The following is a 13,339-nucleotide window of genomic DNA, read 5'->3' as shown; positions in this document are numbered from 1 at the left end:
ATCGCCCGCGCAACCTCGGCGGCGTGCGCACGCTCAGCGATCCGCACGACCTCAGCGATCCGCACGATGTCAGTCGGGATTCGCTGGAATGGGCTGAGGATGCGCGGATCGCGAAGGATCCGGTTGCTGCGGCTCCGGCCGATCGCCCGCGCAACCTCGGCGGCGTGCGCACGCTCAGCGATCCGCACGACCTCAGCGATCCGCACGATGTCAGTCGGCATCCGCCGAAACGCGCTCAGGTGGCGCGGATCGCGGAGGATCCGGATGCCGCAGCCCCGACCGATCGCGCCCGATCAGCCGTTCCCGTCGGAGCACGTCGGCTGGTTCGCCTTCGACCCGTTGATGTTGCTCGGGAGTTCGACGACATCGGGCGCTGCACTGGTGCCGGGCGTGGAGCCGGCGTCGGGCGCCGAGGTCGCGGCATCCTGTGCCGGTTCGGTGGGTTCTGCGGTCGGGGCGGACGGGTCGGCGATCACGCCGTCGTTTCCGTTCAGGCCGCCCGTCAGCGCCAGGGGGGCGTTGGCGGCGAGGGCCTGCCACAGGATGTCGGCGGCCTCGAGGTCGGGCACGACGCGGTTGCTGTCGTCGGGGTCGTCGGCGACCGGGTACTGCACGAAGGTGATGTCGCTGAAGGGCACGTCCTTGAGCGTGTAGGCGAGCTGCGCGATGCGCACCGGGTCGGCCAGGCTCTCGCTCGGCGTGATGTTGTTCACGGCCGTGTTGGCCAGGCCCAGCAGCGTGCCGGGGTTCGTCAACACCTCGTCGCTGCGGAGCTTGTTGATCAGCCGCGAGAGGTACTGCTGCTGGTTGCCGATGCGGGCCAGATCGCTACCGTCGCCGACGCCGTATCGCGTGCGCAGAAAGGCCAGCGCGTCGAAGCCCTTCACGACCCGTGGCCCCGCCGGCCAGTCGATACCGGCGTCGGGGTCGTCGATGCCATCGCCCGCGATGCAGACTTCGACGCCGCCGATGGCGTCGGTGATGTTGACGACGTTTCCGAAGCTCACCTTCCCCGCGAAGGGGATGCTCTGGCCGGTCAACTCCGACACGGTCTCGGCGACGCAGGTGAGCCCCCCGGCCTCGTAGGCCGTGTTGATCGACGCCTTGAAGGCGCCGCCGAAGGTGCTGCCGTCGTCGGCGGTGCACTCGGGGATCTCGACCTGGAGATCGCGCGGGAACGAGACGACCGTGACCCGGCGGGGGTTCGCCGACACGTGCACGAGCATGTTGACGTCGTTCCGCGCCCCGTCGTTCTCGGGATCCGAGCACCGCGGCCCGAACGCCGCCGAGACGACGTCGTCGCACTCGTCGGTTCCCACGACCAGCACCGAGAAGGGCTCCGCGTAAGCGCTCAGGGCGGGCGGCTCGGCCGGTGCGTCCGGGAGGGACACCGCCGCCTCCTGCAGACGCTGCGTCAGCGACCACGCGTAGAAGCCGCCGACGGCCACCGCGGCGACCACCACGACGGCGAGAGCGATCGCCAGCAGCTTCAGGCCGCGGCGGACGCCGGAATCGGGGCGGCGCTGCGCATGCTTGGCGGGGGGAGCGGCGGGCATGGGGGTAGTCAACCACGGGCGGGCGCCCGCGGCCGGGTGCGGGGTTGCGGCGTCGGCGATAGCCCACGGCGCAGCAGACATGCGACGACGCGGCGGACTGGGGAGGAGACCGCCCCACCGCGCGGCGCGCACACGCCGGCGGGGCGGCCCCGAGAAGAGACCGCCCCGCCGGGTGCCCGGGCTACTTGCCGCCCTCGGTGAGGGTCACCTCGATCGGCGTGTACTCACCGTCGACGGTGATGCCCTCGTCCTTCAGCTCGGAGAGCGCGTCCTCGATGTAATCGTTCGAGTACGCCGAGTCGCCCGGCTCCTCGGTGATGAGATTCAGGCCGTCCTGGTTGACGGCCTTGAGCGCGCCCTGGACGGTCTTGTCCCACGCGGCGGAGTCGATCATGCCGAACTCACCGCCGGTCCAGATGAGCTTGTTGACCTCGTTCATCTGCCACAGCTGGTGCGTGGGGCCCACGGGGAAGGCGTCGACACCCGGTGCGGTCGCGGCCGCGTAGGTGATCTCGGCGGCCTCGGCGGGGTTGTCGCGGGCGTACACCCAGCCCTTGACGACGGCCTTCAGGAACCGCGTCGCGGCATCGGCGTAGGCGGGGTCGTCGGCCAGTCGCTGCGTGTCGGCCCAGATGGCATCCTGCAGCATGGCGCCGGCGGTGTCCTCGTACGAGATCACGTCGACGTCGGCCTCCGTGTAGAGCTCGCCGGTGGCGGGGTTCACCGTCTCGAACAGCTGCGCGAGCTCGTTGTAGGTCATCGCCTGGGCGGCATCCACGTCCTTGTCGAGCAGGGCGTTCATCGAGAAGTCCTGCGTCGTGATCTGCACGGTCGAGGCGTCGAGGCCCTGGTCGGCCATCGCGGCGAAGATCTCCCACTCGTTGCCGAAGCCCCACGAGCCGATGCGCTTGCCCTCGAAGTCGTCGACGCCGGTGATGTTCGAGTCCTTCCACGACACCTGGGTCGTGCCCGACTTCTGGAACACCTGCGCGATGTCGGTGAGCTCGACGCCCTGGTTCTCGAGCGTTCCGAGCACCTTGGGCACCCACGCGACGGCGAAGTCGACGTCCCCGGCGACGAGGGCGTCCTGCGGCACGATGTCGCCGCCCGAGGGCAGCACCTCGACGTCGTCGAAGCCCTCCTCCTGGAAGTAGCCCTTGTCGAGGGCGACGTAGTAGCCGGCGAACTGCGCCTGCGGCAGCCACTGCAGCTGCAGTTTCACCGACGTCAGGGGCGTGAAGTCGCCGTCGGATGCCGCGGGTTCGGAGCCGCCGCCCGAGCAGGCCGAGAGAGTGAGGGCCGAGGCCGCGACCCCCGCGATCGCGCCGAGCGCGCGACGGGTGCTGTGTCTCATGGGTTGTCCTTCCGTTCGGGTGGAGCAGGTGTCGGGTGGAGCAGGCTGTGAGGGCGAGTCAGCGCAGGGCACCGAGTCGTTTCGCCACGACGCGTTCGAGCAGGGCGGTGACGACGAAGAAGACGAGACCGATCGCGATGCCCCCGCCGACGAAGGCCCACGCCAGGGCCGCGCGGCCCGACTTGGCGTACGTGGCGATCGCGGTGCCGATGCCGTCGGCCGGACCGCCGAAGTACTCCGCGACCAGGGCGGAGATGACCGCGAGGGATGCCGCGACCCGAACGCCCGTGAGCAGGTACGGCAGCGCGGTGGGGAGGGTCAGCCGCAGGAACGTCTGTCCGCCGGTGGCGGCGGTGGCGCGGAACAGGTCGCGCTGCACCGGGCGGGTCTGGCGGAGGCCCCGGAGGGTGTTGACGAACACGGGCACGAACGCCGCGATGCCGGCCACGGCCTGACGCCCGAACTGGCTCGAGGCGCCGAACATGGTGTTGAGGATCGGGGTGAGCGCGACGATCGGCACCACCGCGAGGGCTGCGACGAGCGGCGCGGTCATGCCGTCGACGGGCCGCCAGGTCGCGGCGAGGGCGGCCACCAGCACGGCGACGATCGTGCCGGCGAGCAGCCCGACGGCCGCGTTGGTGCCGGTGATGCCGGCGGCCTCCCAGACCAGCGGGAAGCGTTCCACGAGCTCCGCCGCGACCGCGAACGGGTCGGGGAGCATGCGCGGCGCGCTTCCCGAGGCGACGAAGGCGTACCAGGCGAGCAGTCCCGCGACGCCGACGACGATCGGCGCGACCAGGCGCGCCCAGCCGGGCAGGGGCGTGGCGTTCATCGCCGACCTCCCACGGTGACGGAGGCCTCGGCGCGCCGGGTCACGGCATCCGTGGTCCGGCGGGGGATCCCGGATGCCACGGGCTGGCGGGCCGCGCGCCGGACCCCGCTCATCGCTCGTTCGCCCGGTGAAGGGGGGCGCCGTGCAGCGCTTCGCGGACGGCGGTGACCCGGGCGAAGAACTCCGGCGACTCGCGCAGGTCGTCGTCGCGCTCGCGGCCGGGGCGGGTGTCGATGACGTGGGTGATGCGCCCCGGCCGAGGGCTCATGACGACGACGCGGTCGGAGAGGAACACCGCCTCGGGGATGGAGTGCGTCACGAACACCACGGCGGCGCCGGTCTCGGCGGCGATCCGCGCGAGCTCGGCCTGCAATCGCTCGCGCGTCATCTCGTCGAGCGCGCCGAACGGCTCGTCCATCAGCAGCAGCCGGGGCTGTGCGGCGAGGGAGCGGGCGATGGCGACGCGCTGCTGCATGCCGCCGGAGAGCTGGTCGGGGTAGCGGCCGATGAAGTCAGTCAGCCCGACGAGTTCGGCGAGTTCCGCCACGCGGGCGTCGCGGCGGGCGCGGGGCCACTTGTGCAGGTCGAGAGGGAGGGCGATGTTCGCGGCCACCGTGAGCCACGGCAGCAGAGCCGCCTGCTGGAAGGCGATGCCGTAGTCCTGGTCGAGTCGCGCCTGGCGCGCCGACTTGCCGTACAGCATCAGGTCGCCACCGGTGGGGCTGTCGAGGTCGGCGATGAGGCGCAGCAGCGTCGACTTGCCGCAGCCGGAGGGCCCGATGAGCGAGACGAATTCGCCCGCGGCGACGGTGAGGTCGACGCCCGTGACGGCGGTCACCTCGCCGCCGGCGCTGGGGAACACCTTGCCGACGCCCGCGGCGCGGACGGCGAGGTCGGTGACGGTCTGGGTGGTCATGCGGTGTCCTCCCCGCGACGGAAACGGTGCAGTGCGACCCCGACGAGCGCGACGCCGCCGGCTGCGACGAGTCCCATCACGACGGTGCCGAAGGTGGGAGCCCAGGGCGCGGCCGGGTCGGATGAGGCTTGGCCGGCGAGCTGGATGAGCATGCGCCCGATACCGCCCCGCAGGCCGATCGAGACCTCGGCGACCACGGCGCCCACGACGGCGGACGCGGCGGCGAGCCGGAGCGCGGGCAGCAGGTACGGCACGGCCGCCGGAAGGCGCAGTCGCACGAGCATCTGCCACCACCCGGCCGAGTTCGCGCGCATCAGGTCGAGGTGCAGCGCGTCGGGCGCCGAGAGGCCGCGCAGCATGCCGACCGCGACGGGGAAGAAGGCCAGGTACGACGAGATCAGCGCCACCGAGAGCCACGGCGGCCAGGGGAAGCCCGAGCGGTCGACCTGGGTGCCGATGGCGTTGACCACCGGTGCGAAGGCGATGAGCGGCACGATCTGGCTCACCACGATCCACGGCAGCAGTCCCGCCTCGACGAGACGCCATCGCTGCATCGCTATGCCCAGGAGCGAGCCGACCACGACTCCGATCACCCAGCCGAGGGCGGCGAGGCCCAGCGTCATGCCCGCCGCTCCCGCGACCGACACGATCAGCGGCGGGGTGTCGCCGCCGCTCGTCGGTGCGAACAAGCGCGTGATCATGTCCCAGACGTGCGGCATGGCGCGGTCGTTCGTGCGCGGGAGCAGGATCACGCCGGACCCCGCCGATCCGTCGCTGCCGACCGTGAGACCGTCGGCGGGGCCGAACGTCTTGTACAGCTCCCACGCGGCGACGACGACCGCGATACCGGCGATGCCCCATCCCGCTCGCACCGCGGCGGTGCGGGCGCGGGAGTACCGGATGCCGGGAGCGCGCGGCATCCGTCCCTCGTCCGCCGTCTCGACGGGCGCCGCCGTACCGGGGGCGATCACCTGGTCGGTCACGGTCGTGTCACCGCTTCGCCGTCACCGGGGGTGTGAGCGCGGGGATGACGGTCTCGCCGTAGACCCGCATCGTCTCCTCCTTATTGTCGTGCTGGAGGTAGCCCGCGAACTGGGTGACGCCGAGCGCCCGGAGCTTCTCGAGCTTGGCGATGTGCTCCTCGGCCGTGCCGAGGACGCAGAAGCGCTCCACGATCTCGTCGGGCACGAAGTCGACGTGGTCGTTGCCGCTCTTGCCGTGCGAGTTGTAGTCGTATCCGGTGCGCCCCGCGATGTAGTCGGTGAGGGCGGCGGGAACGTCGGAGCCGTCACCGTATTTGGTCACGATGTCGGCGACGTGGTTGCCGACCATCCCGCCGAACCAGCGGCACTGCTCGATCATGTGCGCGCGCGATTCGGGGGTGTCCTCGCCGATGTACATCGGGGCGGCGACGCAGAAGGCGATCTCGTCGGGGTCGCGGCCCACGTTCTCGGCGGCCTTGCGGACGGTCGCGATCATCCACTCGGCGATGTCGAGGTCGGCCAGCTGCAGAATGAAGCCGTCGCCCACCTCGCCGGTGAGCTTCAGCGCGAGCGGACCGTACGCGGCGACCCACACGTCGAGCTCGGACCCGCGGCTCCACGGGAACTGCAGCGTCGCGCCGTTGTACTCCACGGCGCGGGAGTTGCCGAGCTCGCGGATGACGTGGATCGACTCGCGCAGCGCCTTCAGCGTCGTCGGGCGCCCGTTCGTCACACGCACTGCGGAGTCACCGCGGCCGATGCCGCAGATCGTGCGGTTGCCGTACATCTCGTTGAGGGTGGCGAACGTGGATGCCGTGACCGTCCAGTCGCGGGTCGCGGGATTGGTCACGAACGGACCGACGGTCACTCGGCGGGTGGCCGCGAGGATGGCGGAGTGGATGACGTACGGCTCCTGCCACAGCAGGTGCGAGTCGAAGGTCCACACGTGGCTGAAGCCGTGCGCCTCGGCGAGCTGCGAGAGCTGCACCGTGCGGGCGGCCGGGGGATTCGTCTGCAGGACGACACCGAAGTCCATGGGGTCTCCTCTCAGATCAGGTACTGGCTCAGGCCGCGCTTGACGAAGCGGCCGTCGCCCGGCGCGCCCAGGTAGGAGCCGTCGTCGACGACGACCTTGCCGCGCGAGATGACGGTGTCGACGTGTCCGTCGATCTCGAAGCCCTCCCACGCGGAGTGGTCCATGTTCATGTGATGGGTCTTACCGACACCGATGGAGGTGTGACCGGCCGGGTCGTACACGACGAGGTCGGCGTCGGCGCCGGGGGCGATCACGCCCTTCTTGCCGTACATCCCGAACATGCGCGCCGGCGTCGTGCTGGTCAGCTCCACCCACCGCTCGAGCGTGATCTGTCCCGTGACCACGCCCTGGTACATGAGGTCCATACGGTGCTCGACCGAGCCGATGCCGTTGGGGATCGCGCGGAAGTCGCCCTGGCCGAGCGTCTTCTGGTCCTTCATGCAGAAGGGGCAGTGATCCGTGGAGACCATCTGCACGTCGTTGGTGCGCAGCGCCTGCCACATGTGGTGCTGGTGGCCCTCCTGTTTCGAGCGCAGCGGGGTGGAGCACACCCACTTCGCGCCCTCGAAGTCGCCCCATTCCTCGCTCGTGGCGCCGAGCTGATCCTCGAGCGAGAGATAGAGGTACTGCGGGCACGTCTCTCCGAACACGTTCTGACCGTTGTCACGCGCCCACGCGAGCTGCTCGACGGCCTGCTTCGCGCTGACGTGAACGACGTAGAGCGGCGCCCCGGTGAGGTGCGACAGCATGATGGCGCGGTGGGTGGCCTCCTCCTCCATCTGCCAGGCGCGGGCGACGCCGTGGAAGTAGGGCGAGGTCTTGCCCTTCTCGATCAGCTGCTCGGCGAGCACGTCGATCACGGGACCGTTCTCGGCGTGCATCATCGTCAAAAGCCCCGTGTCGGCGGCCACCTGCATCGCCCGCAGGATCTGGGCGTCGTCGGCGTAGAAGACCCCGGGGTAGGCCATGAACATCTTGAAGCTCGAGATGCCCTCGTCGATGAGCCCCGGGAGAGCGGCGAGGGAGTCGGCATCCACCCCTCCGACGATCTGGTGGAAGCCGTAGTCGATCGCGCAATTGCCCGCGGCGAGCTCGTGCCAGTGGGCGAGGCCGTCCTGCACGCGCTCGCCGGCACGCTGCACCGCGAAGTCGACGATCGTGGTCGTGCCGCCCCAGGCCGCCGCGCGGGTGCCGGTCTCGAACGTATCGGAGGCGCTCGTGCCGCCGAAGGGTAGCTGCATGTGCGTGTGCGCGTCGATTCCGCCGGGGATGACGTACTTGCCGGTGGCGTTGATGACGGTGTCGACGGATGCCGCGAGGTCGTGCCCCAGCAGAGTGGAGCCCGGTGCCAGCACGGCGGCGATTGTCTCACCGTCCAGGAGCACGTCGGCGGCGGTGCGTCCCGTCGCCGAGACGACGGTGCCGCCCGTGAGCAGGGTGGTGGCCATTGTCAGGCCTCCACGATCTCGCCGTAGGTGTCGGGGCGGCGGTCGCGGTAGAACTGCCAGTCGTCGCGCATCTGCTGCACGAGATCCATGTCGAGGTCGCGGATGAGCAGTTCCTCGTGCTCGGCCGAGCCGATCGCTCCGACGTGGTTGCCGCGGGGGTCGATGACCTGGCTGCTGCCGTAGAACGACACCGCGTCGTCGCCGTACTCGTTGTCCTCGCGCCCGACCCGGTTGGGCTGCAGCACGAAGTAGCCGTTCGCGACGGCGGCGCACGGGCCCTCGACCTCCCACAGGCGGTTCGACAGGCCGGGCTTGGTGGCGTTCGGGTTGAACACCATGTGCGCGCCGTTCAGACCGAGTTCGCGCCACCCCTCGGGGAAGTGGCGGTCGTAGCAGATGTACATGCCGACCTTGCCGACGGCGGTGTCGAAGACGGGGTATCCGAGGTTGCCCGGGCGGAAGTAGAACTTCTCCCAGAACTTCTCGAGGTGCGGGATGTGGTTCTTGCGGTAGCTGCCGAGCACGGTGCCGTCGGCGTCGACGAGGACCGAGGTGTTGTAGTACACCCCCGTCTGGGCCTCTTCGTAGATGGGGAGCACACTCACGACGCCGAGCTCTTTCGCGAGGGCGGCGAAGCGCTTCACGATCGGCCCGTCGACGGGCTCCGCGTACCGGTAGTACTTCTGGTCCTGCGTAATGCCGAAGTAGGGCCCGTAGAACAGCTCCTGGAAGCACACGATTTCGGCGCCGCGAGCCGCCGCGTCACGGGCGAACTGCTCGTGCTTGTCGAGCATCGATTCCTTGTCACCGGTCCACGTGGTCTGCGTGATGGCCGCTCGCACCGTCGTCATGGGTCCTCCTCGGTCTCTGCCCCGCGGGGAGTGCGGGTGGTCGCATTCTGGCGGGGCGTTCTGTTACTGTCGCGCCTGAACATTTCCCGACGATTTCGTCGGGTGACTTCGCCGTTAATTGGAGCCGCATGCTCTCACCCCGCGCCCTCGCATCCCGCTCCGCGGCGGGCCTCGCGGCCGAGATCGCCCGCCTCGTCAGCGACGGAACACTGGGCCCTGGAGAACGACTCCCCACCGTCCGTCAGATGGCGGCCGACCTGGGCTTGTCCACCGGGACGGTCGCCGCGGCCTGGCGCGCACTGGCCCAGGCGGGAGTCGTCACCTCCCGCGGACGTTCGGGCACGTTCGTGCGCTCCGAACGTCGCGAGTGGCTGAGCCCGCGGGTGCGGGGGATGGCCTCGGGCGAGGGATCGCCCGTCGCCGCTCCGAGCGGACTCGGCGGACGCGGAGCCCACGGCATCCGTCTCGACCTCTCCCTCGGGACGCCCGATCCCGCGATGCTGCCCTCGCTCGAGCGGGCGCTCTCGCGCGCGCGTCCGCGCGCCGACACCGGCCGCTACCACGACCTTCCCGTGCTCCCCGAGCTGCACGACGCGCTTGTGGAGGACTGGCCGGTGCGGACGGTGGAGGCGCTCACCGTCGTCGACGGCGCGCTCGACGGCATCTCGCGCACGGTCGAGCAGGTGGTGCGCTTCGGCGATCGGGTCGCGGTGGAGTCCCCGGGGTTCCCCTACATCTTCGATCTGGTGGATGCCACCGGGGGCGTCGTCCTGCCGCTCGAGAGCGACGCCGACGGCATCCTGCCCGCCGCGCTGGCGCGCGCTCTGGCGCAGCGTCCGTCGACTCTGATGCTGCAGACCCGGGCGCAGAACCCCACCGGGGTGTCGATGTCGGTCGAGCGGGCACGGCGCCTGGCGAACGTGCTCCTGACCGTTCCGGGAGGGCGGGCGGTCACGGTGATCGAGGACGACCATTCGGCGCTCATCGCCACCGCCCCGGCGGTCACCCTCGCGCGCTGGATCCCCGCTCAGGTCGTCCACGTCCGCGGGTTCTCGAAGTCGCACGGCCCCGACCTGCGCATCGCCGCGCTCGGCGGGCCCGCCCGCATCGTCGAGCGGATCGTGCGGCGCCGGATGCTCGGACCGGGGTGGACGTCGCGGCTGCTGCAGAGCGTGCTGCTCGAACTGCTCACCGACTCGCGCTCGGTCGCACCGGTGCGCACGGCCCGGCTCATCTACCGCGACCGGCTCGACCGCATGGCCGCGGCTCTGCGCCGTCTCGACATCGACGTGGGCGCACCCGACGGTATCAACCTGTGGCTGCCCGTCCGTGACGAGCGCGCGGCCGTCGTCTATCTCGCCGCGGAGGGGATCGCGGTGGCCGCGGGCGGGCCGTTCGTGGCCGATGGGTCGGCGCATCAACGAGTGCGGGTCACGGCGGGATCGGTCACCGAGAACGTGCGGCTGGTGGCCGATGCGCTCGCCCGGGCGGCATCCGCTCCTCCGCCGTCGTGACCGGCGCGTCAACCCCGAAGCCGCTCCGAATCGATTCTCCTAGGCTCGATGCATGACCGTTCCTTCAGTTCAGCTCAACGACGGAAACTCCATCCCCCAGCTCGGCTACGGGGTGTTCCTCGTGCCCGCCGACGACGCCGAGCGTGCCGTCTCCGAGGCCCTCGAGGTCGGCTACCGCCACATCGACACCGCCGCGATCTACAAGAACGAGGAGGGGGTCGGAAAGGCCATCGCCGCGAGCGGCATCCCCCGCGACGACCTCTTCGTCACCACGAAGCTCTGGAATGCACGGCACGACGGCGACGAGCCCCACGCCGCGATCGATGAGAGCCTTCAGAAGCTCGGTCTCGACGCCGTCGACCTCTACCTCGTGCACTGGCCGACGCCCAAGGCCGACAACTACCTCAACGCGTGGCAGAAGCTCATCGAGATCCGTGAGGCGGGAAAGACCCGATCGATCGGCGTCTCGAACTTCCTCGTGCCGCACCTCGACCGCATCGTCGCCGAGACCGGTGTCACCCCGGTGGTGAACCAGATCGAGCTGCACCCCGCCCTCAGTCAGCGCGAGATCTCCGCCTGGGGCCAGGAGCACGACATGCACATCGAGTCGTGGGGCCCGCTCGGCCAGGGCAAGTACGACCTGTTCGAGCTGCCCGCGGTGAAGGATGCCGCCGAGGCCCACGGCAAGTCCCCGGCGCAGGCCGTTCTGCGCTGGCACATCCAGCACGGCTTCATCGTGTTCCCCAAGTCGGTGCGCCGCGAGCGCCTCGAAGAGAACTTCGCCCTGTTCGACTTCGAGCTCACCGCCGACGAGATGGCCGCGATCGACGCCGTCGACCCGGGCGACGGTTCGGGCCGTGTCGGCTCGCACCCCGACGACGTCGAGTGATCTGACAAGGCGCGCATGAACCGCCTCGCGAACGCCTCGAGCCCCTACCTCCGGGCCCACGCCGACAATCCCGTCGCGTGGTTCCCGTGGGGGGCCGAGGCGTTCGCGCTCGCGGCCGAGCGAGACGTCCCCGTGATGGTCTCGATCGGTTACAGCACCTGCCACTGGTGCCACGTGATGGCGCGGGAGTCGTTCCAAGACCCCGAGGTTGCGGCGATCCTCGACGACGGCTTCGTCGCGATCAAGGTCGACCGCGAGGAGCATCCCGATGTGGATGCCGCCTACCTCGACGCCGCGTCCGCCTTCACCCCGCACCTCGGGTGGCCGCTGACGGTCTTCGTCTCGCCCCAGGGTCGCGTGTTCTACGCCGGCACGTATTTCCCGCCCGCGCCGCGCCCGCCCCAGCCCTCGTTCCGTCAGGTGCTCGCCGCGGTCCGGGAGGCGTGGACCGAGCGGCGGAGCGACGTGGATGCCACAGGATCCTCGCTGCGCGACGCGCTGGCGGCCGCCGCAACCGCCCCGGCCGATGCGCCCCCGTCTCTCGCGCAGCTCGCGGCCGCCGCGCGCACCGTCGCCGCGCGCGAGGATCGGGAGTACGCCGGCTTCGCCGCGGGCCCGGCCTTCGAGACGCCGAAGTTCCCGAACACCCCCGTCCTGCGATTCCTCCAGCACCCCGCGCTGGCCCCGGAGGCCCCGGATGCCGCAGCCGTGGCATCCCGTGCGTTGCGGGCCATGGCCGGCTCCGACCTCCACGACACCGTCGAGCGCGGCTTCTTCCGTTACGCCACCCGCCGCGACTGGAGCGTGCCGCACTACGAGCGCATGCTCACCGACAACGCGGGTCTCGTCGAGGTCGCTCTCGCCGCCGGCGACGACGCCACCGCGATCGACGCCGCGCGGTTCCTCGTCGACGTGCTGCAGCTGCCGTCCGGCGGGATCGCGGCAGCCCAGGACTCCGAGTCGATCATCGACGGCGTTCGCAACGAGGGCGGGTATTACCGCGCGACGGATCGGTCCACGCTGACGCCCCCGGCCCTGGATGCCAAGGTCGTGACCGGGTGGAACGGCCACGCGATCGCCGCGCTCGCCGCCGCCGGAACCCGCACCGACCCGCGCTTCCTCGAGGCCGCGCGCTGGGCCGCCGACGCCGTGCTCGAGAGCAACATGGCCGACGACGGAACCCTCCGCCGCGCCTCGCTCGACGAGATCCGCTCCGCCGCCCCCGCGACGCTCGAGGACTACGGCGGACTCGCTCGGGGTCTCATCGCCCTTGCGCGCGCGACCGGCGAAGTCGCCTACGCCGAGCGGGCGCGGGCGCTCGTCGACCTCTGCCTCGGCGACGACGGCATCCACCCGCCCGGCGGCGGCGATCCGGTGCTCGTCGCTCAGGGCATGCAGGCCCAGGGCGTGCCCAGTGACGGCGCGTCGCCCTCGGGGCCGTCGGTGTTCGCCGCGGCCGCCCTCGACCTCTGGCGCCTGGGGGCGGGGGAGCGGTACCGTGCGGCCGCTCTCGCGCTCGTTCGCGCTGCGACGGAGACGGCGCTGGCCACACCTCTCGCGCACGGTGCGATCCTCGATGTCGCGGTGGGGCTGGCGTCGGCGCCCCGTCAGGTCGTCGTGGTCGGGGAGCCCGATGCCGAGATCGCCGACGCCGCCCGCCGGGTCGCCGCCGACGTGGTCGCAGTGGTGTCGCCGTCTCAGGCCGTCGCGTTCGCCGCGGCGGGCTTCGAGTTGTTCGAGGGCAAGGTCGCGCTGCGCGGTGAGGCGACGGCGTACGACTGCCGCGCGTTCACGTGTGCCTTGCCGACGACGGATCCGGCCGCGCTCGTCTGACGCCGCGGCGCCGAGGCTCGTCGCCCCCCGCGCGACACGCACGTCCCGCCACAGCCCGCATCCGCGGCATCCGCGCCGTGGTCAGCACCTCTGTCGAGAAACGGCATCCGCGCGGTGAAACAACGCG

At 70.9% G+C, this 13,339-nt stretch carries 12 protein-coding genes; 3 read left to right on the top strand and 9 right to left on the bottom strand.

The features are described from left to right. From MT347_RS05100 to MT347_RS05060, 9 genes are all read right to left on the bottom strand, one after another. Positions 1-221: hypothetical protein (locus MT347_RS05100; RefSeq protein ID WP_243498701.1), on the bottom strand; the 221-nt coding region annotated here is incomplete at its 3' end. Positions 222-293: 72 nt separating this feature from the next. After that, the gene (locus MT347_RS05095) at positions 294-1,556 is read right to left on the bottom strand and encodes an LCP family protein (protein WP_243498699.1); all 1,263 of its coding nucleotides are present in this window, start codon (positions 1,554-1,556) and stop codon (positions 294-296) included. 181 nt (positions 1,557-1,737) lie between these two features. Beyond that, positions 1,738-2,910: an ABC transporter substrate-binding protein gene (locus MT347_RS05090; RefSeq protein WP_243498697.1), complete on the bottom strand. Its 1,173-nt coding sequence runs from the start codon at positions 2,908-2,910 to the stop codon at positions 1,738-1,740. 58 nt (positions 2,911-2,968) lie between these two features. Further along, complete coding sequence (locus tag MT347_RS05085) at positions 2,969-3,742, bottom strand: ABC transporter permease (RefSeq protein ID WP_243498695.1); 774 nt, start codon at positions 3,740-3,742, stop codon at positions 2,969-2,971. A gap of 109 nt (positions 3,743-3,851) precedes the next feature. Continuing rightward, entirely contained in the window at positions 3,852-4,658 is an 807-nt protein-coding gene (locus MT347_RS05080; protein ID WP_243498693.1) for an ABC transporter ATP-binding protein, read from the bottom strand. Next, positions 4,655-5,641: an ABC transporter permease gene (locus MT347_RS05075; RefSeq protein ID WP_243498691.1), complete on the bottom strand. Its 987-nt coding sequence runs from the start codon at positions 5,639-5,641 to the stop codon at positions 4,655-4,657. The genes MT347_RS05080 and MT347_RS05075 overlap by 4 nt, the downstream gene beginning before the upstream one ends. A gap of 7 nt (positions 5,642-5,648) precedes the next feature. Next, positions 5,649-6,677 carry a TIGR03842 family LLM class F420-dependent oxidoreductase gene (locus tag MT347_RS05070; RefSeq protein WP_243498689.1) on the bottom strand — a complete coding sequence of 343 codons (1,029 nt, stop codon included), beginning with the start codon at positions 6,675-6,677 and terminating at the stop codon, positions 5,649-5,651. Positions 6,678-6,688: 11 nt separating this feature from the next. Continuing rightward, the gene (gene hydA, locus MT347_RS05065; protein ID WP_243498687.1) at positions 6,689-8,125 is read right to left on the bottom strand and encodes a dihydropyrimidinase; all 1,437 of its coding nucleotides are present in this window, start codon (positions 8,123-8,125) and stop codon (positions 6,689-6,691) included. A gap of 2 nt (positions 8,126-8,127) precedes the next feature. Beyond that, complete coding sequence (locus MT347_RS05060) at positions 8,128-8,976, bottom strand: nitrilase-related carbon-nitrogen hydrolase (RefSeq protein WP_243498685.1); 849 nt, start codon at positions 8,974-8,976, stop codon at positions 8,128-8,130. A 128-nt stretch (positions 8,977-9,104) separates the two neighbouring features. Here MT347_RS05060 and MT347_RS05055 point away from each other — a divergent pair, with 128 nt between their 5' ends. Genes MT347_RS05055 through MT347_RS05045 form a run of 3 tightly spaced genes read left to right on the top strand, consistent with a single transcriptional unit; the run spans position 9,105 to position 13,212 of the window. Next, the gene (locus MT347_RS05055; protein ID WP_243498683.1) at positions 9,105-10,490 is read left to right on the top strand and encodes an aminotransferase class I/II-fold pyridoxal phosphate-dependent enzyme; all 1,386 of its coding nucleotides are present in this window, start codon (positions 9,105-9,107) and stop codon (positions 10,488-10,490) included. A 52-nt stretch (positions 10,491-10,542) separates the two neighbouring features. Continuing rightward, positions 10,543-11,379, top strand: a complete 837-nt coding sequence (locus MT347_RS05050; protein ID WP_243498681.1) for an aldo/keto reductase — start codon at positions 10,543-10,545, stop codon at positions 11,377-11,379. Positions 11,380-11,394: 15 nt separating this feature from the next. After that, positions 11,395-13,212, top strand: coding sequence for a thioredoxin domain-containing protein (locus MT347_RS05045; protein WP_243498679.1), 1,818 nt, complete (start codon positions 11,395-11,397; stop codon positions 13,210-13,212). Positions 13,213-13,339 lie beyond the last annotated feature (127 nt).

Source organism: Microbacterium sp. VKM Ac-2923 (assembly GCF_022815605.1).
Taxonomy (GTDB): Bacteria; Actinomycetota; Actinomycetes; order Actinomycetales; family Microbacteriaceae; genus Microbacterium.
This window is presented reverse-complemented; position numbering and strand designations above follow the sequence as displayed.

What these genes read in the sequence shown, in the direction of transcription:
- MT347_RS05050 (WP_243498681.1), top strand. Translation starts at nt 10,543, where the DNA reads ATGACCGTTCCTTCAGTTCAGCTCAACGACGGAAACTCCATCCCCCAG.
- MT347_RS05045 (WP_243498679.1), top strand. Translation starts at nt 11,395, where the DNA reads ATGAACCGCCTCGCGAACGCCTCGAGCCCCTACCTCCGGGCCCACGCC.
- MT347_RS05080 (WP_243498693.1), bottom strand. Translation starts at nt 4,658, where the DNA reads ATGACCACCCAGACCGTCACCGACCTCGCCGTCCGCGCCGCGGGCGTC.
- MT347_RS05060 (WP_243498685.1), bottom strand. Translation starts at nt 8,976, where the DNA reads ATGACGACGGTGCGAGCGGCCATCACGCAGACCACGTGGACCGGTGAC.
- MT347_RS05090 (WP_243498697.1), bottom strand. Translation starts at nt 2,910, where the DNA reads ATGAGACACAGCACCCGTCGCGCGCTCGGCGCGATCGCGGGGGTCGCG.
- MT347_RS05085 (WP_243498695.1), bottom strand. Translation starts at nt 3,742, where the DNA reads ATGAACGCCACGCCCCTGCCCGGCTGGGCGCGCCTGGTCGCGCCGATC.
- MT347_RS05055 (WP_243498683.1), top strand. Translation starts at nt 9,105, where the DNA reads ATGCTCTCACCCCGCGCCCTCGCATCCCGCTCCGCGGCGGGCCTCGCG.
- MT347_RS05095 (WP_243498699.1), bottom strand. Translation starts at nt 1,556, where the DNA reads ATGCCCGCCGCTCCCCCCGCCAAGCATGCGCAGCGCCGCCCCGATTCC.
- MT347_RS05070 (WP_243498689.1), bottom strand. Translation starts at nt 6,677, where the DNA reads ATGGACTTCGGTGTCGTCCTGCAGACGAATCCCCCGGCCGCCCGCACG.
- hydA (WP_243498687.1), bottom strand. Translation starts at nt 8,125, where the DNA reads ATGGCCACCACCCTGCTCACGGGCGGCACCGTCGTCTCGGCGACGGGA.